This is a genomic window from Bacillus sp. FSL R5-0523, from assembly GCF_037975295.1.
GTDB lineage: Bacteria > Bacillota > Bacilli > Bacillales > Bacillaceae > Bacillus > Bacillus subtilis.
Genome location: NZ_CP150251.1, coordinates 1,317,996 through 1,340,544, shown reverse-complemented (window position 1 = coordinate 1,340,544; position 22,549 = coordinate 1,317,996). Strand labels below are relative to the sequence as shown.

Sequence of the window (22,549 nt, the reverse complement as noted above, 5' to 3'; positions counted from 1 at the left end):
TTTACACCACCTCAAAAGTAAATCTGAAATCGAGTGTTCTGTTTTCGCTGACGTCCAGGTCAGTCTTTCTCTCTGTGATCACATTGCCCAGCTCGTCAAAAATTTGTACCGTTTCGATATGCTTGATGTCTTCCTCACGTTTTGTCAGAACGGTGACGGTCGCACCGTCAATGGCGAGCTCTACTATTTCTGTTTTTTGGCCGTTGAGCAGCACGTGATCGATTCTGCTTTTTAGATCAGCCGCTGTGCGTTCTCTGTATATGGTTGAAATCAAGTTAAGACCACCTCATTGTTGTTAAGAGTGACAGAATAACCGACCTTGAGCTCACTGGCTGTTCGGTATCTGCGGTGATTCAGGATGACAGTATCTTTGATTTGAAGCGTCTCATTTAATCCGCCTCTGAGCGTATACGCCAAATGAGCGGGCTTCATGTTTTCTATCGCTTCGATCAGCTCATTCATGTGCTGGAGGTCATCAACATTGATATCGACGTTAAATCGGTATTCGCCGGGAATCAGGCGGACCTGTGCAGACGGGTTTTTCAAGAAACGGTTTACCGCCTGCTCAATGGCCCTGTATGTGATTGGCGGGATGTTCGACATTTTGGAAATGAGCCGCAATCGTCTGATCTCATCAGTGTCGCCTGATTCCCGCGGTACGTTTAAAATCTTTTCCCAGCGGCTGAGCCCCCATGTCGCCGTCGGTACGAATAACTGATCCGTCAGATCAAATATGCTGTCATTTTGTTTATCAAACTCAGGCGCTTCCGCTTTCAGCAGCTCAGCCATTTCTTTAAGGCTGGTAAGAAACGGCGGCAGATACGCTGTCATGTCATCTTGTTTGCTCAATGATCTTCACCTGCCCAAGCTTAGGAATTTCCACGTCGCTCAGCACCAGATTTTCAGACGTGCCGTTGATTTGAATATTGGAGTAGTCACTGACTGATGGTGAATTATAGACGATATTGTTAATTTGAGAAAGGCGGATGACGTTATCTTCAAAAGCCATTTTCTTAAAGAGATTTAAAACGCCTTCCTCAATTTCTGACTTCACTTCATCAATTGAGTGATTGATCTCAGGCAGCACTTCGGCAGAAATCTCAACTTCTTTCCAGACCGCGCTCTCCACTGTGACAACGGCTCCGATTGGCGCCTGTCCCTCTCCCTGTCCTGGTTCAGGGTCGATATAATCTTTCACTTTTTGAATTAAAATAGGAGAAGCGGGCTCAAGATTCGCATTGGTGACGACAATTTTAACCGTGCCTTCACCGTTCCAAAGCGGGAAGATCTTTGCCTTCCCCACACCGTCCACTTCCTCAGCCCACTCTTTATAATGCATTTTATTGGCACTGACGGCCTCACGCCGAACCCTTGTAAAATACCGTTCTCGCAAGCTGTCATCTCCCTCTTCCTCGCGTCCCGGAATCAGGATTTCTTTGACTATGGCCGTTTCTAAACCGGGAATGGTATCCAATGACAGTAAATTGCGTCCGGTCAGATTGGCGTTTCCTGCTTCACCAGGTGTTTCACAGATGAGCGTCCCGTCTGCCGTATATTGAAAATAAAGATTATCCACGTAAAAGCGGGAGCCGACAGGAATAGTAACTCCAGATGTAAACTCTCCCGCTCTGACCGCCTTTGTCGCGGCTGTCCGTTCAATTCCCGCTTCCGCTGCACGCCTGTCTAAAAATTCGCCTTGTGCGGTATCAGAAAAGACTAGCTCAAGCACAGTATCCAGCCATATATAAGACTTCGCAAGCTCGGCCGCCGCCGGGGCTAACGCATTATAAATGACGCTGCCTTCTCTTGTGTCAATATCTGCGGAAATGCTGTTCAGCATTCGCTCCATAATATTTTCAAAGGTCTGATCTTCAAACATGTTCGCCAATCACCTCCTCAATCTCAAGCGTCCCTTCATCAGTCTCCACCACAAAGGATACATGAAACGCATCGCCTTGTTTTTCAATCTCAAAATCTGTTACAGCCGATATCCGGTCATCATAAACCAGCGCCTCTTCTATCAGCCTCGGAATCTCCATCTTTTTATACGCATCAGTCGTCTCATTATCTGTCAGCACGTCCTGAAGCTCGTTTCCGACATTATGGCTGTATACGGAATACGCATAGCGTTCAGTCTGTAAGGCGATATACACGAACTGCCTGATCGCTTCAAGCCCGGTAATCAGCTCATTCGTAATTCTTCCGTTTTCAAAATCTATTTTGTACGTTTGCGAGGTTTCAATGATTTCGCTCTCATCTTCAATATCTTCAAACTCCACTTCTGGTGTCAGGGCCATGATGCCCACTCCTTTTACATGCTAAATAAAAACCCCTTCGTACTGAAGCGGTTTTGTCTATACTTTATCTAAAATAAAAAACGATTGCCCGCCAGTCAGAGCTGCGGTCATGACGCGATCCCCCGGTTCGAGTGCATCGTCTCCTCCGGACTGCATCCGTTTTGGGATAATGATGGCGTCTGCCGGTATGATCAGTTTGCTGTTTTCTTTTAATTTGATTTCCACAGGAGAAACCGAAACGACTTCAGCCGGGAGCAGTTCTACCGGAGACTCAGCGTCAACTGCGCCGACTGCCAAATGTTTGATAGCCTCACTTAATCTCATTAGGAAACTCCTTCCGGCATCGTATTCTTTTCGACAACATCAATAGTCATCGTATGTTTCGTTCCTTTAAATTCGTGCCGGTCCGTATCTACCCAATAGGTTTTCTTGATGCCGGCCTCCGGAATCGAAATATAGACAGGCAAGCCGCTCTGCACTTCCGGGATGCCCACTGCCTGAATATTTTTCAGTTCTTTTTTCACGCCCTTTTTTTCAGCAAGGCGTACATCAGCCCGCTGCTGAAGCTGTGCCTGGTTGATGTCATCTGTGACCGTTTCTGTATATTGAAGCACACCGTATTTATTTAAGCCTGAACTGTCCTTGGCAGAGGCTTTATATGTCTTATTGTCCTTTTGCCGGCGAAGCACCACCCGAGTAGCAGTGTCGTTTATAGAAGTACTGTATTGGTAGCCCGTGATATTGACTCCCGTTTCAAGCACCCATACTTCTGACGGATCTGGCCAAGCGCGCAGACCGAGCTTTCCTTTTTCCGAATACAGCTGGTAATGTCGTCCTGTCTGGCTTTTCGTCTGTTTCAGCGCTTTTAATATGATGTCATACAATGTCGTATCATTTTTAATGACAAGACTTTTGATCGTATGGCCTGTGTTTGCGATCGAGGTAGTCGGTATCTGGAAGTCACTGGCAATCCTTCTGATGATCTGGTCGGCCCGCTGATTGGAAAACACGTACATATCCTGGTTTTTGACCAGGTACTGAAGCATGTCATAAGCGCTGAAGGCAAGCGTATGCTCGTCCGGGGTTCTTGCAAAAACAATGCCCCGAAACAGCTCTTTTCCCTTCCATTTAAACAAAACCGTATCTCCTTCTGAGACACTGTAATACGTCTGGTCGCCCTGCTTGGTGACGATGGTCGCTTCAATAGAACGCGGCGCCTGATAACGATGGCCTTCAAGCGATACGCTTTCTGCAACCAGCTCAAGCCACTCTGTGTCTTTAATGACGAACAGTTCTATCATCATACATCACCTGTTTCATTGTGGTATCTTTAATTTTTGGCCGGGAAAAATCCAGTGGCCCGGCTGCCTGATGTTCCGTTTGCTTCGTTTGATCATTGCTGTTTTATTGGCGTTCCAAATTTTGCGCCATTGAGTGCTGTTCCCGTAAAATCTGCCTGCAATGTCCCATAGCGTGTCTCCCTTTTTCACTGTGTACGTCTTCGGCGCAGCCTTCGACGGACGTTTTGCCTTTGTTTTTTTCTTCTGCTTGATTTTCCGCGGGGAAGCGGTTTTGTATTCTTTTAATTGAATATCAAAGGTGCGATCACCTATATCCTGCTGGCCTTCACTATAGGAAAAACCTTCAATGCTGCATGTTAAATTCACTTTAGTTCCCGTAATCAAGAACTGAACCGGTTTTTTGGCCTTCATCCATTTTTCAATTTTTGTTATCGCATTTTCCGGCGACGGGAAGGTTTGATATTCAGCTATTGGGCTGTATTTCTTCGGAAAAAACGAAGAGAACGAAATTTCTTTCGCTCCTTGTTCGTCAATAAATGTAAGGTCACCGAACTTGGCTACTTTAACCGTCTCATTCTGAATCGTATTTGAAATATTCAGCTGGTCGGGAAGAACGGGGAGCCGCAGCTTGTCCTTCCCTTGTGAAATCCAAAATTCATATACGGATTTAGTCAAATGCAACGACTCCCTTCGTTCCAATATTGATATCCTTTTGCAGTTCATCTATAAGCGCCTGCTTGATTTTCGCTGCAAGGCTTTCAGCGTCCTGTCCATTATGGAAGTGCTGGTCTCCGTTAAACTCAATCTTTATTTCTTTCGTTCCGGCTGTTTGTATCGTTTGCCGTGTACCGGATGTAACTGCTGAAACTTGTTCTGAAGAAAGCTCAGACTGCTGGGATTGAGACGAATCTGTCACTTCCATACCAAGAGCTTGCGCAGCTCTCTGAAGGAGGTAGCGGCCGCGGATACCTCGCTCCTCCGGAATGATCCATTCCCGCTTGTTTCCTTCTCCGACACGGGCAATTTGTTCTTTTGTAATCAGCCCGCCGTTTGCGTAACCGACATACGGTCCGCCATGATTCAAGCTTTTAATACCCGGCACATTGTTGATTGATCCATATCTGCTTTTAATGTAGCCGATCGCAGCAGCTGCGTTGTGAATCGGGTTTTTAATGTTACCCATGCCTGGCGCTTTATGGTCATTAAAGGTGCTTGGGATCGTCTGCATTAGCCCTTGTGACGGATGCCCCGCTTTTGCGTTGCTGTCCCACAAGTTAATTGCATTCGGATTGCCTCCGGATTCATGCTGCGCAATCGTCATGAGTCCCGGAAGCCAGCTCATCGGTGTCTTGGTGGCCATGAGAGCAGCCATAATCCATTGTTTTACGTTCCCGCCCATGGCTCCCATTCCGGAATAGGCAGCCGCCAGTGATCCGGCTTGTTTTTCAGCATATTTCTTTACATCTACTGAGCCAAGACCTTTGACAACACCAATTGAAGCAAAACGCCCCAAGCTCATCATGACACGGGAAGGTGAATGGATATCTAGCTCCTCTCGGAAAGCCTGTTCCACTCTCTTGGCCATATCCTTTGCTGCTTGTTTTACTTCACTGGATTTAGAATTAATGCCTGTCACAAAGTTTCCGATCAAACCGGAGCCCCAGCTGTTCGATGTGTCTTTTGAACGCAGGAACGGTTTGTCAACATGTGTACTTACATACTGTGCAGTCCCTGTTTGGGTTGAGTTTTGTCCTTGCGCAAAGCCTTTGACCGTTCCTGTGCCCCATGAAGACGATTTGTTCACAGTGGCTTGATACGGCGTTTTAACTTTTGATTGCAAAAAGCCGTCCGTTCCGGTTGCTGTACCGTTTTGGCCCTTGGCATACCCGCTTACCATTTGTTTACCGTAATTTGGTGAAGCAGAAATCATTTGTGTAAATGGCGTATTGATGTTTTTCTTTTTCCAGTCTTCCATTTTGACCGGCTGATCGCTGATGCCTTTACCAAAGCCTTCTGAAAATTGCTGTCCGAGTGTGGACGCTTGTCCGTTAAGGCTAGATGTGTTAATAGAAGGTGACATTGAAGCAGAATGGCTGCCAACAGTGTTTAGAGTTGTACTACCTGAAAGTGTAGAGGCTGATGCCATATCATCGACCACATGCATGCCCAATTTCGATGCGGCTTGCGCTAACAGCATTTTGCCGCGGCCGCGATTGTTGTCGACTGGAATGACAAATTCCTTACCCGCTTCACCGATCCAAGAAATAGTTGGTTTGGTAATAAAACCACCTGAGGCGTTTTTATCAGTTTTCATTCCAAAGTCTCTGTGAGCTTTCTCTCGTCCATTTTGAAAATGCTCTACCTTTTCTTGAACCCAAGACTTCATTCCGCCGCCCACTTTTTGAGCAGTTTTTACTACCTTCCCGCCTGCAGACTTTATAGCATCCCAAGAATCTCCTAATATATTTTTTCCCCACTCTTTTACTGAATCCCATTTTCCAGACCACCAGTCTTTATTAAATAGGCTGTCTTCAAGTGTAGATTTGAATTTTTTCCAAAGTGACTTTGTATTTTCCCATTTTTCCTTTGTCCAGCCTTTAACACCTTCCCACTTACCGGACCACCAATCTTTATTAAAGACTGTTTCTTTTACTTTCGACTTAATTGATTCCCAAACAGAAACGGCACCGTTCCATTTTTCTTGAGCCCAGCTCTTAACGCCTTCCCACTTACCGGACCACCAATCTTTATTAAAGACTGTTTCTTTTACTTTTGATTTAACAGAGTTCCATACAGAGGAAGCTTGATCCCATTTTTCCTGTGTCCAACCTTTTACCGATTCCCATTTTCCGCCCCACCAATCACTGTTGAAAAGCGTAGACTCTAATGTACCGTATGCATAACCAGCTTTTTCAGCCCACCAATTTGAGTCAAAAAAAGTAGTAGAAGCTGTATCTTTTATATTAGTCCACGTATCACTAAGGCCTCCGAGAGTATCACTCGTTGTTGTTTTAACACCTGTCCATTTTTCATTCCACCAATCACCATTAAATAATGTATTTGAAATGTTTTCTTTGATTTGAGAAGTATCAAACATCTTACCAATGTTCTTACCTGCTTCTTCGCCGCCGATTCCGCCTACTAACCCGCCGCCAATTCCGCCGATTGCCCCGCCGATTGCTGTACCTTCCGGGCCAACGAAAGATCCAATCGTTGCACCAGCTTCCGCTCCGGCTGTTGCACCAGCTTCCGCTCCGGCAATACGTCCTCCAATTGAACCAACCTTTTCGCCAGCATTATCTTTATTGATTCCAGCTAAATCAAACACTGCTAAAGCAGATCCTACGTATGGAACAGCCTTTCCCATTCCTCTGAACGCTTTACCTAGTTTGGATGAATCTTTCCCTAGCGATTTTAACCCTCCAAGCCAGTTCTTTAACTTGGAACCCGAGGTCCTAGGTGCACTTTCAGCAGGTGTGCCGCTTTGGCGTCTTCTTATCACCTCTCCAGGAACCTTGAGTGTTCTGTTTGGAGCCTTTGTGGGACTTTTCTTTTTTCTATAGGTTTTTTTATTTTTAGTGCTCGGATTGAGGCCGCCGCCTTCACAGCAGTCACAGCAACAATTTCCTCCTGTATTACGGTTAAGGACTTTTTTATCTGTGTCAGAATTTTCACCAGAATCGTCCTTTTTTTGTGGTCCTAGAATTTTATCAATGATCTTATCAAACACATCATTTTTCAGCTTTTCTATCAATCTCTCTTTGAAACGATCCAAAAAAGCTTTGCCTATTTCATTGAGTGTATCTTTAATCCAAGGCCAAGCTGATTTTGTCCACCAATCCTTCAGCCAACCTTTTATTTTTCCGACCCATCCAGGTTTTTGATCTGAGCTTTTATCAGAGCCTTTATCTGAGGATTTATCTGATTCTTTCTTAGAAGTTTCTTTGTTAATCGGGCTTTCTTTTTTATTGATTTTGTCTGATATTTTTGTCTTAACAACCACTTTTACATAATAGGTTTTTTCAAATTTCCTTAGAAGGGCTGTTAATCGATTAACTGTTTTGGTGATTTCATCGATGACCTTTAGTTTGACTGTGTATCCGTTTTTCAAATTTTTCTTAATATAACCGATAATCCTTTTAACTGTAGAAGTAACCTTGTCATCTGGAATCAAAAGGAATGATAGCTTTTGATTAGATAGCATCTTCTTTATTTTTTTATATGCAGCTGCTGTCCGGTCTACCAAAGAGACAGTCAGCTTCGTTTCTTTCGGCAGCCGTTTAAGTTTTCTTTCAATTGCATCAAGCTTTGATGTGACTTGGTCATCAAGTACAACTTTAATCTCAAGCGATTTCGCGAATTTCAAAATGATATAGTCGTTTATTTTTCTCAGCCGGTAAAATGCCTGATCTTCCGCTCTGATACTGATTTTGATTTGCCGATTAATGGTTTTGACTTTTTTTTCGACCTCTTGGAATCCTTTATGTATCCGTTTTAGTTTTTTAGATACCTTGTCTTCGAGATCAAAACGGGCTGTTAATTTTGCGATATTAGTTCCCTCCTCTCCTTGATTCTTTTTCTAATAGATCTAGCTTATAACCTATCAACCCAAATAAAAGAGCTTTAAAATGTTTTGGTGCTTCATATAATTCAAGAAGTTGGGATGGCGAGTAATGAAGCTCATGCATTGCATAGTACAAATACACAGCTTCCTTATCGCCATCCTTTACTAGTTTTTTGCTTCTTCTTCTAGATCTTCAAGATCATCTTCAAAACCATTGATTTCAATTGCTTTATTCAGCCAGTTCGCATACTCTCCCCCAACAGATAATACACGTTTGGCAACTTCTACCGGATCCGCAGTTTTGTATGCTTCCCTTAAATCTTTTGAACGAAAATCAGGATAAATAGTAGATTCGATGGCAATTCTCGCATAAAAGCGCTGGGAGTCTAAATCTTTGACGCGGCCGCGGCCTTTCACATTTTTGAACGTGGTATTTTCTTTCTCTAATTCATCAATCCGTTCAGTAGTAATTGGTTTTAAAATAAACGGAATGACATTCCCTTTTTTATCAACAAAACGCTTTGAGATCGGCACTTTGATTTCCTCAGCTTCAATTGTTTTTCCCGGCATAAAAAAGGAAAGATCATATACGTTTTCGTTCTTCTCGCTCATGTAAAAAACTCCCTTGTCTATTGTTTGGTTTCATCTTTTAAAAACAGACCTTTCTGAGAAAGGTCTGCGTATGGGCTGATTCAGCTTTGATTAAAACGTGTCAGATAGCTTTTCAGGGACGTCGAAGTCTTCGAATGTAAATGGAACTTCTTCCTCTAACGCTTCTGAATCGACATCAAGGCTTGCGATTTTCGCAGAGTCAAAGTTGACGTCGTACAGTGTGACTCGCTCTGTGCCCCGGCCGGAGGATTGATCATCCAGCACGGCTTGGAGCGTGAAATAAGGGTCGCTTCCTTTTTTGACATAGTCCATCATCAATAGCACGAATTTTGATGTGACTTTGTAGAACGTCGCGGTCCCTGTTCCATTTGCCCCTGTTGTTTTATGGCCTGTCATGCGGCGGCCCATAATGTTGACTTCAGATTTGTTTTTCTCAACGTTTGCTTCAAATGTTTTGATGTGCGCCATTTCCTCGCCATCGAGGAATAAACGGCCTTCTTTTCCTGAGATTGTGTTTTGTGCTTTTAATGCCATATTAATTTACCTCCACATTAAAGTAGAATTTTTCTGCTGCGTCGACAGGCTGAACAGCCAGGTCAATCAAGAAGCCATCACGATCTTCATTCATTGAAATTGTGATATCTTCATCGGAATCAAAGCCAGTGATGCCGCCTGCATCCTGAAGCGTTGTCATGTATTGTGTGATCATCGTTTTTACATACTGCAGTCCGTCTTCAGATGCCGGGATATCGCTTCCGCTGCCTTTTCTTGATTTAATTAAGGCTTTCAGCTCGCGTGTTAAATCATTATTCACAGCATCCAGGACACGAACGATTTTGTTCTTCGCAAATTTCTTGTTTTTCTCAGCTGTGAACGTCACGAGTGAGTTAATGTCCTTTTCTACGCTGACGGATTTATCACGGGCGTCGAATGTGAATAAAAATTCACCCTTGCCCAGACGTTCAACAATCGTATCGTGGTCAAGGCGGTGTAACACATCAACTGCGCCTTCGTACTCTACAAATGTAAGTGATTGGTTAAAGGTTGCTCCTGCACTCGCTCCAGCTACCCAAGCTGTTGCTTTGTCCGGTGTAACTTCCGTGCCATCTTCAAGCAGCACACCCTCGGTTACGTTGATGATGCCTTCATAATCACCGGCATAATTGGCTGTGACGCCTTGCACTTTTTGTCCTTGGCCGTCGCGCAGGCGTTTAATGAAAGCAGCAAACGTCGCCTTCAACTGGTCACCTTCTGCAACAGGCAGCGCAATCACATCAAAGCTCTCCGTTTCAGCCGCTGCTAAGAAATCTGTATAGTCGGAGTTGACAGGGGCTTTATCCGTACCGCCGGATAAACGGATTCCCGCGGATGCATTCAGCGTCTCAGCTGCAGTGTCTCCTTCTGATCCAGTGAGAGGAATCGTTGAAGAAAGATCGCCTGTTCCGGTAAAAGTGACATAGCCGTTAGCTGTTAATTCTTCAGCCTTTTTGACAGTCTGTTTATCAACCTCTGATTCGTCCATATATGTTGTCACATCGAAAGAATTAGCATCCAGCACATTATGATTGATGCGGATGATAATGTCATTTCCTTTTGTTCCGCCATATACTGCAGTTGCTTTGACGCCTTCAGCAATATCAGCAGACGCTCGGACACCTTCGGTTAGACGGTACATCAATACCGTTTTCGCATTTTTCTTCGCTTCACGCAGCAGCAATAAAGACGGGTCATCGATGCTGAGGCCCACTTTTTTGTTTAGGTCTTCAACACTGGAAATGGAGACGAACGTTTTCGCTTCACCCCAGCTTGATGCGACCGGAAGTGCGACTGTTCCCCGTTCACTGAGTGATACCCGCTCCTGTGCCGTCGTTTTAAAGTTAAAATAAATGCCTGCACGTTCTTTTTCTTTGCCTGTTGTAAATGTTCCGCCATTCATGATGACATGACCTCCTTGGTTAGAAATGTTTGAATCAATTGGTTGGCTTCTGATTTCGTCATACGTGGTTGATCCACGCCAAATAAAGCCCCCTGAAGAATATCCGGCTTAACGCCGAACAGTTCCTTCGCGTGCTTAATCAAATCCGCTGTATCAAATAGAGCTTCCCGGCTCTTTGTATGTACAGCCTTCTTCTGTTGTTTGTCCTTTGACACCGTTTATTTCACCCCGCTGTTCATGTCGATATCCTGTAAGACAGGCTGTTCTGTTTTGTGATAATAATATCGGCTGCTCCACCTGATCACCATGGCCGCCTCGCCCCTGTCTCCTACCCTTGTCTCGATTCGGGAGATGCGAACCATATCCCCCGTCTTCTCACCGGATTCACTCAGCAGCGGAATCATATTTCTCGCTTCTCTGATGGCATCCGCGAGCCTGTCCGCTTCACCCAGCGCCTGAACGGAGTCCAGATGAAACAGTTTTACATTGAGACTGTAGGTTTTTTTAAATGTGGAGACCGTATCTGTTTCCTCGAAAACAGATGGTAGCGGGACGTATAACGACGGCACCTGAAAGTGATCAGGAAGCTCGCGTTCATAAATGGGAACAGACCACCGGCTGTACAAAAACGCCATGATCGATCCTGTTTCACTGTTCATCCTGCTCCTCCTTTACAGCTTCTTCAGCCACTGGCGCAGTTTGCTTTCCAGCGATTTTCCAAACAGCTGTTCATATAAAAGCAGTGCATGATCCCAGTAGCCCGTGCCCGGTATCCATTTTCTCTTGAGCGCCATTCCCGTTGAAGCCGCTGGATCATAAATAAACCGTGAGCCTTGAAAACGCCCCGGCACCCATCTCACATCTTGTTTTGACGTCCAATGGCCGTCATTAAGAAATGAGGCGTAATCAAGCTGTGTTCCCACCTCAAGCGAAAGCCCGCCGCTTTGCACAATCCAGAGATTGTCCTCTGCGCCTTTCTCAAAGGAACTGAGCAGTTTTTCTGTATCAATCGTTTGTGTGCTGATGAGTTCAGATTGGACGATCTCCAGAAAATCTTGGCCGCACTCCTCAAGCCACCGGGACGCCTGTCTGGAAAAACCGCCTGAAGCCGCTTCTTTTAATGCCGTGTTCAGCTGTTTCAATCCCGCTATTTTCATAGGCTTTCATCCCTGACTGCGACGACCTCCCAATGATGATGTCTGATCCTTTTCGGCAGCTTTAGTATATATTTATGATTCTCCCAAATGATTTTATCGTTCACGCGGATGTCCGCTGACAACGGAAAATGGACGAGAAAGCTATGATATACAGTTTGATCCGGCTTCTCCTGAATCAGCTGCTGCGTTTTTTCGGTAAAATAACAAGGGACATCTTGTTCATCGGGTGTATCCGGATATGAAATCACCGGCTGCAGCCTGTCTGCCGGAATCCCAAATCGGCCTGCAGACGGCGCTTGCGCTGCTTCATGATAAATATCGCAACGGTGAATAAGCATCTGCTTGTAGCTCATAAAGATCTCACCTTCAGTCTGGAGGATTCAGGAACGTAGCCCGGCTTGATAAACTCTTCGAGCAAATGATACACCTCAGGCCGCTGAATCCCGCTCTCTCCGGAAACCGTGTAGGAATAATCCCCCATTTTCTCAGACTGATAGCTTGATGAGGCAGATTCATCGCTGTTGACAAGCGCAAAATACTGGGCAAGCTTCAGCAAAGCCAACTTCACCTTACCGGGCAGCGGATCATACAAGCTGTCTTCAAAGCGGTAGCCCGTGATGAGAGCCACTTCTGCTTCCGCCTCGATGATATCCTGCGCCAGCAGCTCTTCCGGCCTGTTTTTCACCCGATCATAGACCGAATAGGAGGCTACGTCAGTCGGTTCAATGAGCATGAGCTGACCACCTCGTTTCTATTATTCTTTTACGTTAATTAATTTCGCGCAGGCATCCTCTTCCTCGAACTTGCTGTCCAGCTTGGCCGTTAAGACAATAATGAATTTACGGGAGCGGATGTCTTTGTCGACTTCAATTCGGATATTGCGGGAGAAGCCGAGAATGATATTTTTCGGATGTGTGAGAATGATGTCAGAAGCGTCATATTGCGCGTCTCCCTCACCGACTGTGTACGGCTGAATATTGGATACCCCTTTGACCGGTACGCCGAATGCTGTTGACAAGCCACCCTGCACAGCCTGGTCCCCAAGGTTTGTCTGGCGGTCTGCCATGCGGTCCTTCCATTCAACTTCTAAGCCGTGAGACGTATAGAATCTGAATTCCTGAGGGATGCGCAAATATTTTGGCGGAACTGCCTTTAAGCCTTTCTTGAATGTCGCTCTGGACAGTTCTTCACCGTTCATGTCAACGATATGGGAAACTGCCTGTTTGCGGATGCCGTCCAGCTGTGCCAGATACGGATCAGCTGATGCTGTATCGCCGTTAACGATCAGCTCTTCAATATCAACTGCTGCGCGCTCTGCTAAAATTTGCATGATTGTCTGCTGCAGGCCGTCTTTTTCAATATTGTTTTCAAGTGTGTCATACGTAATGTTAATTTCCGCAATGACTTCCTTCGTGTTCAGCTGGACAGTGCTTGTCGTTGGAACTGTCAGCTCGTCGTTTGACAGTGCTTTTCCTTCTTGCGCAGCCCGCAGAATACGCTGGCCGAAGCCGATTTTCTCAAATTTTTGCGAGTCATTTTCCATTTGAATCACGCGGGATTCACTAAAAATGGTCGGCGTGTTTTGCACCATGCGGATGAAAGCCGATGCTTGCGCAGGGTTCATAAGCCCGCCGCTTTTTAAAGCAGAAAGCGACATTTCCGCTTTCCGAATGATCTCTTGATTTCTCAATTGATTTCCTCCTCCTTGACTGGTTTTACAGCAGTCCGCTCCAGATTGATTTTTTGACTTGCTCTGTATTGCCGCCCGTATCGTCCGCTGTCTGCTTAGACGCGCCTCGCGCTTTTTCCAAAGCCTCAATGCGTTCGATCAGCGGGGCAAGCATGTCTTCAACGAGCTTTTTCAGACGCTCGTCATCCCCCGTCTGCTCCGGCTTTTCCTCCGTGTCTGTGTTTTTTTCAATCCGCTCAAGCCGTTTGAGCAGAGGGTAAAGCGCATGCTCGAATGATTCTCTCATGTCTTCTTTTCTCATTTCTTCAGTCTCCTTCCCTGTTTTGTCAGCAAGCATTTGCTTGAATACACTGAAGAACCCTGCTTTTTCGACCGGTTCTTCTTCATACACATCTGCAGTGCCCGCCATGCTGTAGCCGGTGATGATTCCAGCCTTGATCTGTTCCCACACCTCGTCTGACGCTCTTGTCACGAGCACCCATGAGCCCTTTGTAATCCGCTTTGATCCGATCATAAAATCATCGGGCGCCACATAGGACTCGACCACGACGCCGGTTCCGCCCTCAAAGCTGTGATTGATATCAATCTCCCGTGCCTCCGCGAGAAAACCGTGCGCCGCTTTTTCAATTTCCTCGGCGGTCATAAAATCGCCGTGGGCATCAGGAACATCAGGCTCATACACGATTCCGTACACGAGCTTTTGTTCATCCTGCTCACTTTTTGTAAACAGCCGAACCTTTTTTTCAAATGACGGAGGTTTGGCTGACTTCGTAAAGAAAAATTCTGTCTGGTTAGCCGCCTTGTCCACATAACTGACAAAGCTGATTTTGGCATTTCTTAATTCTCGCGCCACCTGCTTGATTCACCTCCCTTCAGGACGTTTTGATATCTTCGATGCTTTCTTTCAACTCCTGCATGAGCGCAGTCAGGTTTGTCTTTTCCGCATCCTGTCCTGCAGGCCGTTTATAAATGTCCTCCGGCCACTCCTCCAGTGTTTTGCCAAGCACCCGTCCGGCAAGGTCGCGTAAATCATTCGGCGAGACTGCTCCTGCTGTAATAAAAGGACCGAGCACCTTCGCAATCTCAAGCGGATCACGAAAGTCCGGTCCTTTTAATGTCAGCCTGACGTCATGGATATTCAGCTCCGGCAAAAGCAGCGTGTTCAGTTTATTCACGAGCGTTTTTCGCTCCGGCTGAAAGACCTGCTCCTCCGTAATTTTTCTAGCAGTATCCGCTGTCGCCCGGTTGTATTCCTGGGCCTCGCCTGTATACAGCGGCGGGAGGCGGAACGCCGACCGCAGCTTATTTCTGCTTTTTTCATCGTATTCAAGAAACAAGGCGTCGTTTTGGAGAATTTCCGCCAAGGATTTGATTTCCACGGAAACCGGCGTAATATCCTCGCCTCCATGGAGATCCTTTTCTTTTGCGATTCCTTCCGCTTCGATCAGGAGAAATTTATGGGCGTTTTCAACACCTTCAAGATCATTCATGTATTCCTGCAGCTCCCGGTAAGAAGCTTCAGACAGCATCCCGTTTTCCACTGTAATCGCAGCGGGGACGTGACGCCCCTGCTTAAAATACATAAAATTGAGCTCTTCTGCTTTTCGGGCTCCGTATAAATTGACAATATTGCCGATCCAGCGGGGTACACCGTATACGCCGCTTCCAATTTTAAGGTGAATGGCTTCATTTGCTTGATACTTCTCTGCCAATGTGTTTACATATTCACCTGTGCGCATATCCATTTTTCGCGGATCGCCGTATTCTTTAAAAAATACTTTCTTTCCATTGATCATCTGCACATATTTTCGGAAGCGTTTTTGCCTTTTGATCCTTTTCATTTTCCCGTTTTCTTCATATACAAATGAGACCTCTACAGGCTCGCCGGCTCCGCATACACGCATATATTTCACATCTAAATATTCGATGCCGGCAGGTTTTCCCGCCCCGTCGCGAAGCACTTCCATAAATCCGTTGCCTGTTTTTTCTCTGTCTTCGATGGCATAGCCTAAAATCATTTCAGCTGATTCATCAAAGTGAAGACATTTATAAAAGGCTTCGAGTCTGGCCCAGTCTTTTTCCGCTCTTTTCTTTTTTGCCTGATCGACATCACTTGCGTTGACATCAAATGTGTACTCAACGTCGAATCCAAAGCCTGTAATATTCACTCTGTACGCATCAATGCATTGCTGAAGAATGGTCGAGTATTCGGCAATGGTTTTGAGCTCGATGATATTGTAGGGCGGAGCGATAATGTCCTCTCCGTACAGCTCAGAAAAGTCATCTTCATAGATTTGCTTTGTCTGAGGAGCCGCGGCATTGGCTTTAAATACAGTTGCTCTGACTGTTTGATTGTGCATGATTTATGACCTCCTCCTTTCTCGGTTCGGCCGGATTCGTTTGTGTGCTGTCTCTTTCATATCAGCAACCTCATAATCATCAAGCGCATACCAAATGGCAGAAAGCGTATGCGGGTCAATCGTGAATTCATCCTCAATCAGAGCTCCGTTTTTATCTTTGGCATACGTCAGCGTTTTGAGCTCATAGATGACATTTTCACAGCGATCCGAACAGAAGATTTTTTTGAACCGTTTTACCTTTTTGGTATATTGAAGCCTGGAGCCAGGAAACTTTCTGGCTCCAACCATCCGAAAGCCCTGCTGGCGGAAATATTGAATGCTTTTCGGCTCAGCCGAGTCGGCTTTGATCAATTCCTGTGTCTCAATAAACTCACGCAGCTCCTCAACCGTCCTGTCATCTGTCATTTTGTTTTGATAATACTCCCAATAAATGTAGAGGTATTTTTTTTCAGGATCTACAGCAAGCCGGACGACGGCATTGTAGGATTCCTCAAATCCAAAATCCATGCCTGTACGAAAGATTGGCTTGCTGATGGCTGCGATACATTTTTTCATTTGATTATGCGGGAGTACCTCGAACTGCGGCAGCACCCTGATCCCATTGACGCCGAATCGTCCTTTGCGGGCAATCCGGTACAGGTCGGGATCATACTCTTTGAGTCCGTCAAGCTGTTTCAGATAGCTTTCCGGGAGAAAAAGATTGTCGTTAGCGGTGGAATGATGGTAATACGTATCTCCCTTCACAATCGTCCGCTTTTCGTAAAGTTCGCTGTCATCCAGCACAAACCGTTTCTTGCGTTCATCCCGAAAAAAATGTCTGTACGTCCAATTGGAGGTGCCGACGGGATTGGTGGTACAGATCATATGAAGCTTCAGCTCAGGATGGCGAAGACGTCCGATTAACTCCTTGAACCCCTCATACTTCACCTCTGAGCACTCTTCAATCCATATTAATGAAATGTTATGAACCGATTTTAATTTTGCCGGATTGTCCATTCCTTTGAACATGATCCGGCTGCCATTGTGAAATCGCAGCTGCAGCGGGGAAGAAAGAGATGCCACAGCCTTTGTGAGACCGAGCTCTTCGATCACCTCTTGAAACAAGGCGAAGGTCGAATCCCGATGGGTATCGAACACCTCCCGGATCACAAGGGCCGTCCGTTTTTCCTTCAGCAGCTTTAGCACGATTTTCAATGCGGTATGATAGCTTTTGGAGGAGCCGTAGCCGCCGACGAGAAACTGGTACGTCTGCTCCCAATTGAACACGTAATCTTCGAAATGAGGATTGATTTCTTTTACAATCATGACTTGCCCTCTTTTCGTTTGATCATAATTTCAATCGGCTCCTGGCTGTCATCTGTTTTCTCCGCTTTTTGTTTGGCAAGCTTCAATTTCTCATTTTCAATTTTTTGTTTAAATTGATCTGGAAACAAATCAAAATATAAGGACAGCTTCTCAAGCGCCTTCATTTTATCTGCAAGCTTGATGGCAATGCCTTCTTTGCCAAGCTTTGCTTCCGTTACAATGGTGCCGTCAACGAGCCCCGAGTCTTTGACATCGACAAAGCTGATTTCCTTCATAATCGGGTTATCATCTTCATCAAACAGCGGACCCGATTTCCCGACAGCCTGGACCTCTTTTTTTCCAAAGGTCACATAGTCCGTAATATCCGCAAACGCGATCTTGATATAAACCTGCAGCACATCCATCGCTTCAATAAACATCTCATTGACCATTTCTTTTTTTATGCGTCTGATTTCAGCAGCGACCTTTTCGTTTTTTAAGAGCCGGCTGCCCGTCACATGAGCGCTGTCCGGAGAATAGCCCGCTTTGATTGCTGACTGTGTGGCATTGAAGCTTTTGACGTAATACAGGCAAAACAGCCGCTGGCGTTCATTTAATTCATCGTTGTTTATCCGCCGCTGTTTTGGTTCATTTCCAGCTTCAGAAAACAAGGCCGTTTTCCATTTGTCTTGTTTTTTCCAGATGCCGATTGTTTTCGCGGAAACACCGATTGTGTCCGCAATCGCCCGATTTGTGATCTTTCCTTGATGTTGTTGATAGATTGCTAATGCTTGTTCGCGAAGTTGTGTTTTCATGCTACGGCATCACCGCCACCTCCAGCATGGTTGTTTATTCATAAAAGCGGCTGATCATGCCAGCCGCTTATGTGTCATGCTCTATTCACTTATAGGTGGCAAACGTATGACAAGCTTTCAGGCAAGTGATCGATTCATGTCTTCCTGCTGTCTTTGCATCTTTAAACTCGCCCGTTTAATCGTCGTTTGCACTGTCGATTTTTTCACGCCGAGAAGATCGGCGATCCGTTCATAAGAAAAACATTCTACCTTATGCAGCAAAAACATTTCCTTTTCTCTGTCCGTTAACAGGGCTAATGCTTCTCGAATTTTCTCTCTGTCTTCTTCTGATACCTGTCCGTCCGGCTCAAACATCATAGCGCTGGAAAATGATTCGATGATTCTCGGGTCTTTGATCATCAGCCGCTGGTAGGCATCACGCCGGTCAATCGCCCGTCTGATGCCGGGCTGCCTTCCTTTTTCAAGCCATTCTGTTACATATTCAAGATCAGTAATCATATTTCTGATGATTTTTTTATCCTTCAGCTCTTCAGCTGAGAGCACAGATTCATCTGCCTCAGCGAGCGGTTTATATTGTATTCTTGTTTGTTTGAGCGTGCGTTTATATTCAAATAGTAAGTCTTGCATTCTATGATCCTCCTTATTTTTGGCAAATAAAAAACGGACACCAATCAACGCACAAATGCTGTGCAGTTGATCAGTGTCCGCAGGCTTTCCGTCTTGGACGTATTCTGTTTTCGCTTTAATTTAATTTGTAGCCGATTTCAAATTCCACACGGGCAAGATCGCCCTTTCTTGTTTCGACGAGCGTTTTTCCATGCTCCGGCGCTTCTGTGATCCATGCTTCTTGCTTGATCCCGTCCACAATAATGACACGGATTTTTCCGTCCTCCAGCTGGCTCTTAAGCGTGACGGAATCAATATGCAGCAGTTTTTTAGGATGAATCATGTTTTATTTCCTCCCTTTTTCGGTGCAGCGCTTGCTTCGGCTTTTTCTAATAGCTGAATGATGCGCTCCTTTGAATGAACAGAATTCCCTTTCAGAAAATCAAGTGCAGCTTTAGACGCTTCCAGCAATTCAGGCGCAGCGGCCATCAAAGCGGCATTGCTTTTTTGCGAATAAGAGCTGAGGTCAAATACAGCGGCAATCAGCCGTCCGTTTGAATATGGGAATCTTTCTTTTTCTTCTTCACTATAAGCTGAATAAATATAGATCGGTTTCGTATCCCCGCACGGGACAGCACGCCACGGCGCAGGGCTTTTCTCTGCCTGTTTTGTCTTTGCCAACACTTTCACTTCCCGTCGTCCTTATACCATTGTTCAATGTTTTTTTCTGTTCGCTTTGCCCGAAACAGCAAAGCGATTAGAGCAGTCAGCTGTTTAATCATAGATATTCAGCCTCGCTTTTCCCGCTGTCAGCATTTGCTCCAGCTTTTGAATGACAGGCGTTAAGTCAGTGCCGGACCGGCAGTTCGGACATGGATGAAAAACGACTCCAATACCGGTATGTTCCACAATGACTTTCTTTGTTTGACAAAGCTTACACATTATCTGACGCCCTCCAATCTATGGTTAAGCTCGTAGGCTGCTCCTTTGATAATCACTAAATAGTCACTGCACATCTCATAGATTCTCGTGCCGAGCGCTTCATCGACCCGTACAAGTGCTTCAATTGTCAGCTCGCTCGAAAGCAAAATTGGTTTATGATTTAAGTAGCGATAGTTGAGTACCGAATACATTTGCTCTAATTGCCAATCTGTAGCGCGGGGTTTGCCGTTAACCGGTTTAAACAGATCATCTATGAACAGCACATCCGCCTGCTTCATCCGGTTCAGCTTCGCTTCTAATAGGGCAAAATCATTTTTCAGATCAGTAAAGCCTTCCACGAACGGAAAATAAATGACAGGCACATAGCATGTTCTCATTAATTCGTTGGCAGCGGCGGTCAAAAGGTGTGTTTTCCCTGATCCGGGCTGTCCTAAAAGGGCAATGCTGTTTTTTCGGCAATCCTTGATTTGTTCATAATCGGCAACATACTCTTTTGTACATTCAAATGCGTCTTTTATGGCCTGCGGCTTCCCCTCCGTGCGGAATTCCTTGAAGCCGAGCTGTCGGAAAGCGTGGGTAATCTCACTTGCACCCAGCAGTCGCTTCACTTTTCGTTCTGCCATGCAGCTGCACATCGTCCAGACTTCCAGGCCATTCTGCCTGACGAGATAGCCTCCCTGATCCTTGCAGCGCAGGCAATCATACCTGCTTGCGTCTGATTCGGCCGGTTTGTCCGCCAGTAATGGACGTCTCCCTCTTCTCAGCTCGTCCAAAATCTGTTCGATTGTTCGTTTTGTCATGTTTTTTCATCCTCTCATTCTGAATTGCGGCATTCTTTTTGGCTTGCTGCGCGAAAAATCGATCTTCAATGAATTTCGAGCAGTAGCGAAAAGCCTTGATTGTTTCAGAAGCGGCGGTCCGCCGGTTTTCAAAAGCCTGAAAGCATTCTTCAAGCCATTTGATTGTTTGCGTGACAGGAACGCCGATGGCAACAATGCGGGCGATGGCTTGATAATCTCTTGAGGAAGGATACACGGTGCGTCCTTCTTGAGCCGACCGTAATTGTGTAAACCGCTTCGCAATGTGATCCACTGCATCATCAGCAGCAGTATATTTGTTTGTTTTATCTATATCTGTACGGTCGTTTGTGTCCGGTGTCTGCGGCGAAAATGGCCGTTCTTTTAGACTCCCGTGTACAGTATTGTCCGATCTGAAGCTGAATTTTTTGGAATGCTTGACCGAAATCATCAGTCCGTATGGCGCACGGACGGCCTTTATGTAATCATGGTTTTCGAGAAGCTCCAGCCATCTTCTGACGGTTTTTTCACTTACGCCGAAGACTACCGCCATTTCTCTCGCTTTTAAAGGCTTATGGCCGAGTACGATGCCCCAGCTTACGCCGTCTTTTTCGATTTCTTTTGTTGTTGAGCTGATAAACCAGAGAAACAGCCATAGCGCCGGGCCGATTTTGTCATAATGTTCTGAATTCAATAACCCTGAATACGTCGGAAAAGGATAGCTTTTATCGTTTTTCATTGTACGCCGCTTCTCCTTTTAACATCATGTATGCTTGAAACTGTTCCTGCGTTTCAAAGTGAAACACCGGAAGTCCGCAAGCGGTAAACGAAATGGTGCCGCCGGATTGTCCAAGGTGGCGCTGATCTATGGGATTTTCACTAAAAACGATTTGGATCGGATACATGTGATCACTCTCCTGATCTTTTTTTGATACATTTTGTATCGGCTGTTACCAAGTATAAACGATACGAACTGTATCATCAAGTTATTTTTGATACTTTTTTTATCATAACTTTATTTTGATACATATTGTATCTATAATCATAAGTAACTTAGGGAGTTTAAAAAAGAGAGGTCATAGTATGATAGGCGGCAGATTGAAGAGTCTCAGAGGGAAAAGGACACAGGAAGAAATCGCATCACACATCGGTGTGTCACGGGCACGATATTCCCACTATGAAAACGGGCGAAGCGAACCTGATTACGACACACTCCAAAAGCTGGCTGATTACTTTCAAGTAACGACTGATTACTTATTAACGGGAAAAGACAAAAAATCCGATGACGATATGTTCTCAGATCCGGACCTGCAGCTTGCATACCGCGATATGCAGGATTTTTCCCCAGAAAGCAAACAGCAGGCCATCGAATTTATCAACTATTTAAAAGAAAAAGAGAAAAACCGCAAACCGAAAAATAAATAAATCGTTCTCTGTTCTCTAAAACATATAAAAAGTAGACCGATATAAAGAAAAAAGTGTTTATTTTTTAAAGAAAAGGGAAAGATTTCTACACTACTTTCCAGTCCTATACGGGCTTTTCTTTCTCGCTAAAAACAGAACAAATGTTCGAAAGGGAGTATTCAATTGGGCGATTACTTATCACATCTGGAAGAATACGTTAAAAATTTATACGGCCGGCTGGGCATCACATCCCCTCATCACATTGACATGCTGAAAATCGCAAAGGATCTGGATATTTGGGTGCATTTTGAGGATATGGGGAGCATGATGGTGAAATACGACGGCATGTACAGTATCGTATTGAACCAAAAAAAGTCACGGGAAGAGCAATGGGAGGATTTTGGCCATGAACTGTGCCACGTGTTAAAGCATGCAGGCAATCATTTTCAGATGAACAAGCTCTTCAGAGAGCTTCAAGAATTCCAGGCAAATCAATTTATGTACCACTTCTGTGTGCCAACCTTTATGCTGTTGCAGATGGAACTGCCGCAATGGAGAAGCCAGGCACTCGCCACAATTGCGGCGGTATTCCGGGTAACAAAGGAATTTGCTGATAAAAGGCTTGACATGTTTGAACGGCGTAAAGCAGGTATTCAATTTCAGAAGCGGCTCGCTTATTTATTATCTCACAAGCGGCCAAATGCGTACGAGGAAGGCGATCAGCAGCACTTGCAGGTCGCTGAGGAAAAAGCGTTATATCATATTGGCAAAAACATCTGATCAA

The 22,549-nt window shown here is 45.3% G+C and carries 31 protein-coding genes; 2 read left to right on the top strand and 29 right to left on the bottom strand.

Annotated elements, in window-relative coordinates; genetic code table 11:
* Window position 1: 1 nt before the first annotated feature.
* The 29 genes from NYE53_RS06965 to NYE53_RS06825 form a co-directional block, all read right to left on the bottom strand.
* Entirely contained in the window at window positions 2-274 is a 273-nt protein-coding gene (locus tag NYE53_RS06965) for a hypothetical protein (protein ID WP_003232665.1), read from the bottom strand.
* Entirely contained in the window at window positions 271-849 is a 579-nt protein-coding gene (locus NYE53_RS06960; protein ID WP_021479464.1) for a YmfQ family protein, read from the bottom strand. The genes NYE53_RS06965 and NYE53_RS06960 overlap by 4 nt, the downstream gene beginning before the upstream one ends.
* Window positions 833-1,879 (bottom strand): baseplate J/gp47 family protein, encoded by a 1,047-nt coding sequence (locus NYE53_RS06955; RefSeq protein WP_041850931.1) that lies wholly within the window; start codon window positions 1,877-1,879, stop codon window positions 833-835. Before NYE53_RS06955 ends, NYE53_RS06960 begins: the two co-directional genes overlap by 17 nt.
* Window positions 1,872-2,297, bottom strand: coding sequence for a DUF2634 domain-containing protein (locus NYE53_RS06950; protein WP_339247914.1), 426 nt, complete (start codon window positions 2,295-2,297; stop codon window positions 1,872-1,874). Before NYE53_RS06950 ends, NYE53_RS06955 begins: the two co-directional genes overlap by 8 nt.
* A 57-nt stretch (window positions 2,298-2,354) precedes the next feature.
* Window positions 2,355-2,621, bottom strand: a complete 267-nt coding sequence (locus NYE53_RS06945; RefSeq protein WP_019714098.1) for a DUF2577 family protein — start codon at window positions 2,619-2,621, stop codon at window positions 2,355-2,357.
* Window positions 2,621-3,598, bottom strand: a complete 978-nt coding sequence (locus NYE53_RS06940) for a phage-like element PBSX protein XkdQ (RefSeq protein ID WP_003245730.1) — start codon at window positions 3,596-3,598, stop codon at window positions 2,621-2,623. The genes NYE53_RS06945 and NYE53_RS06940 overlap by 1 nt, the downstream gene beginning before the upstream one ends.
* A gap of 15 nt (window positions 3,599-3,613) precedes the next feature.
* Window positions 3,614-4,273 (bottom strand): LysM peptidoglycan-binding domain-containing protein, encoded by a 660-nt coding sequence (locus tag NYE53_RS06935; protein WP_029317672.1) that lies wholly within the window; start codon window positions 4,271-4,273, stop codon window positions 3,614-3,616.
* On the bottom strand, window positions 4,266-8,147 hold the full coding sequence (locus tag NYE53_RS06930) for a transglycosylase SLT domain-containing protein (protein WP_339248501.1): 3,882 nt from the start codon (window positions 8,145-8,147) through the stop codon (window positions 4,266-4,268). Before NYE53_RS06930 ends, NYE53_RS06935 begins: the two co-directional genes overlap by 8 nt.
* Before the next feature lies 1 nt (window position 8,148).
* Window positions 8,149-8,298: a hypothetical protein gene (locus NYE53_RS06925; protein WP_003239113.1), complete on the bottom strand. Its 150-nt coding sequence runs from the start codon at window positions 8,296-8,298 to the stop codon at window positions 8,149-8,151.
* A 29-nt stretch (window positions 8,299-8,327) separates the two neighbouring features.
* Window positions 8,328-8,774, bottom strand: a complete 447-nt coding sequence (locus NYE53_RS06920) for a phage-like element PBSX protein XkdN (protein WP_003232676.1) — start codon at window positions 8,772-8,774, stop codon at window positions 8,328-8,330.
* Between the two features lie 90 nt (window positions 8,775-8,864).
* Window positions 8,865-9,308, bottom strand: coding sequence for a phage tail tube protein (locus NYE53_RS06915; RefSeq protein WP_003232677.1), 444 nt, complete (start codon window positions 9,306-9,308; stop codon window positions 8,865-8,867).
* A gap of 1 nt (window position 9,309) precedes the next feature.
* Entirely contained in the window at window positions 9,310-10,710 is a 1,401-nt protein-coding gene (locus tag NYE53_RS06910; protein WP_124048335.1) for a phage tail sheath family protein, read from the bottom strand.
* A complete protein-coding gene (locus NYE53_RS06905; protein ID WP_003232679.1) occupies window positions 10,707-10,925 on the bottom strand; it encodes a hypothetical protein in 219 nt (72 codons plus the stop codon). The genes NYE53_RS06910 and NYE53_RS06905 overlap by 4 nt, the downstream gene beginning before the upstream one ends.
* A gap of 3 nt (window positions 10,926-10,928) precedes the next feature.
* On the bottom strand, window positions 10,929-11,369 hold the full coding sequence (locus NYE53_RS06900) for a phage portal protein (RefSeq protein WP_339247909.1): 441 nt from the start codon (window positions 11,367-11,369) through the stop codon (window positions 10,929-10,931).
* A 12-nt stretch (window positions 11,370-11,381) separates the two neighbouring features.
* Window positions 11,382-11,867 (bottom strand): HK97 gp10 family phage protein, encoded by a 486-nt coding sequence (locus tag NYE53_RS06895; RefSeq protein WP_336154441.1) that lies wholly within the window; start codon window positions 11,865-11,867, stop codon window positions 11,382-11,384.
* Window positions 11,864-12,220: a YqbH/XkdH family protein gene (locus NYE53_RS06890; RefSeq protein WP_003232682.1), complete on the bottom strand. Its 357-nt coding sequence runs from the start codon at window positions 12,218-12,220 to the stop codon at window positions 11,864-11,866. The genes NYE53_RS06895 and NYE53_RS06890 overlap by 4 nt, the downstream gene beginning before the upstream one ends.
* A complete protein-coding gene (locus NYE53_RS06885; protein WP_251186993.1) occupies window positions 12,217-12,600 on the bottom strand; it encodes a DUF3199 family protein in 384 nt (127 codons plus the stop codon). The genes NYE53_RS06890 and NYE53_RS06885 overlap by 4 nt, the downstream gene beginning before the upstream one ends.
* A 21-nt stretch (window positions 12,601-12,621) precedes the next feature.
* The gene (locus NYE53_RS06880; RefSeq protein ID WP_339247906.1) at window positions 12,622-13,557 is read right to left on the bottom strand and encodes a phage major capsid protein; all 936 of its coding nucleotides are present in this window, start codon (window positions 13,555-13,557) and stop codon (window positions 12,622-12,624) included.
* Window positions 13,558-13,582: 25 nt separating this feature from the next.
* A complete protein-coding gene (locus tag NYE53_RS06875) occupies window positions 13,583-14,410 on the bottom strand; it encodes an XkdF-like putative serine protease domain-containing protein (protein ID WP_076457805.1) in 828 nt (275 codons plus the stop codon).
* A 19-nt stretch (window positions 14,411-14,429) separates the two neighbouring features.
* Entirely contained in the window at window positions 14,430-15,917 is a 1,488-nt protein-coding gene (locus NYE53_RS06870; RefSeq protein WP_003232695.1) for a phage portal protein, read from the bottom strand.
* 3 nt (window positions 15,918-15,920) lie between these two features.
* Window positions 15,921-17,222: a PBSX family phage terminase large subunit gene (locus NYE53_RS06865; RefSeq protein WP_339247903.1), complete on the bottom strand. Its 1,302-nt coding sequence runs from the start codon at window positions 17,220-17,222 to the stop codon at window positions 15,921-15,923.
* The gene (gene xtmA / locus NYE53_RS06860; protein WP_327829624.1) at window positions 17,219-18,016 is read right to left on the bottom strand and encodes a phage terminase small subunit; all 798 of its coding nucleotides are present in this window, start codon (window positions 18,014-18,016) and stop codon (window positions 17,219-17,221) included. The genes NYE53_RS06865 and xtmA overlap by 4 nt, the downstream gene beginning before the upstream one ends.
* A 117-nt stretch (window positions 18,017-18,133) precedes the next feature.
* A complete protein-coding gene (locus tag NYE53_RS06855) occupies window positions 18,134-18,643 on the bottom strand; it encodes a sigma-70 family RNA polymerase sigma factor (protein WP_120028003.1) in 510 nt (169 codons plus the stop codon).
* A gap of 115 nt (window positions 18,644-18,758) precedes the next feature.
* Window positions 18,759-18,965, bottom strand: coding sequence for a phage-like element PBSX protein XtrA (gene xtrA / locus NYE53_RS06850; protein ID WP_003244900.1), 207 nt, complete (start codon window positions 18,963-18,965; stop codon window positions 18,759-18,761).
* A complete protein-coding gene (gene xkdD, locus NYE53_RS06845; protein WP_251186991.1) occupies window positions 18,962-19,312 on the bottom strand; it encodes a phage-like element PBSX protein XkdD in 351 nt (116 codons plus the stop codon). Before xkdD ends, xtrA begins: the two co-directional genes overlap by 4 nt.
* An 84-nt stretch (window positions 19,313-19,396) precedes the next feature.
* Window positions 19,397-19,564, bottom strand: coding sequence for a hypothetical protein (locus NYE53_RS06840; RefSeq protein WP_003245588.1), 168 nt, complete (start codon window positions 19,562-19,564; stop codon window positions 19,397-19,399).
* Window positions 19,564-20,364: an ATP-binding protein gene (locus tag NYE53_RS06835; protein ID WP_015252287.1), complete on the bottom strand. Its 801-nt coding sequence runs from the start codon at window positions 20,362-20,364 to the stop codon at window positions 19,564-19,566. The genes NYE53_RS06840 and NYE53_RS06835 overlap by 1 nt, the downstream gene beginning before the upstream one ends.
* Complete coding sequence (locus NYE53_RS06830) at window positions 20,264-21,100, bottom strand: phage portal protein (protein ID WP_339247898.1); 837 nt, start codon at window positions 21,098-21,100, stop codon at window positions 20,264-20,266. Before NYE53_RS06830 ends, NYE53_RS06835 begins: the two co-directional genes overlap by 101 nt.
* On the bottom strand, window positions 21,087-21,266 hold the full coding sequence (locus NYE53_RS06825) for a hypothetical protein (protein WP_003232712.1): 180 nt from the start codon (window positions 21,264-21,266) through the stop codon (window positions 21,087-21,089). The genes NYE53_RS06830 and NYE53_RS06825 overlap by 14 nt, the downstream gene beginning before the upstream one ends.
* A gap of 178 nt (window positions 21,267-21,444) precedes the next feature.
* Here NYE53_RS06825 and xre point away from each other — a divergent pair, with 178 nt between their 5' ends.
* Complete coding sequence (gene xre / locus NYE53_RS06820; RefSeq protein WP_003232719.1) at window positions 21,445-21,786, top strand: HTH-type transcriptional regulator Xre; 342 nt, start codon at window positions 21,445-21,447, stop codon at window positions 21,784-21,786.
* Window positions 21,787-21,948: 162 nt separating this feature from the next.
* Entirely contained in the window at window positions 21,949-22,545 is a 597-nt protein-coding gene (locus NYE53_RS06815) for an ImmA/IrrE family metallo-endopeptidase (RefSeq protein WP_003232721.1), read from the top strand.
* Window positions 22,546-22,549: the final 4 nt, after the last annotated feature.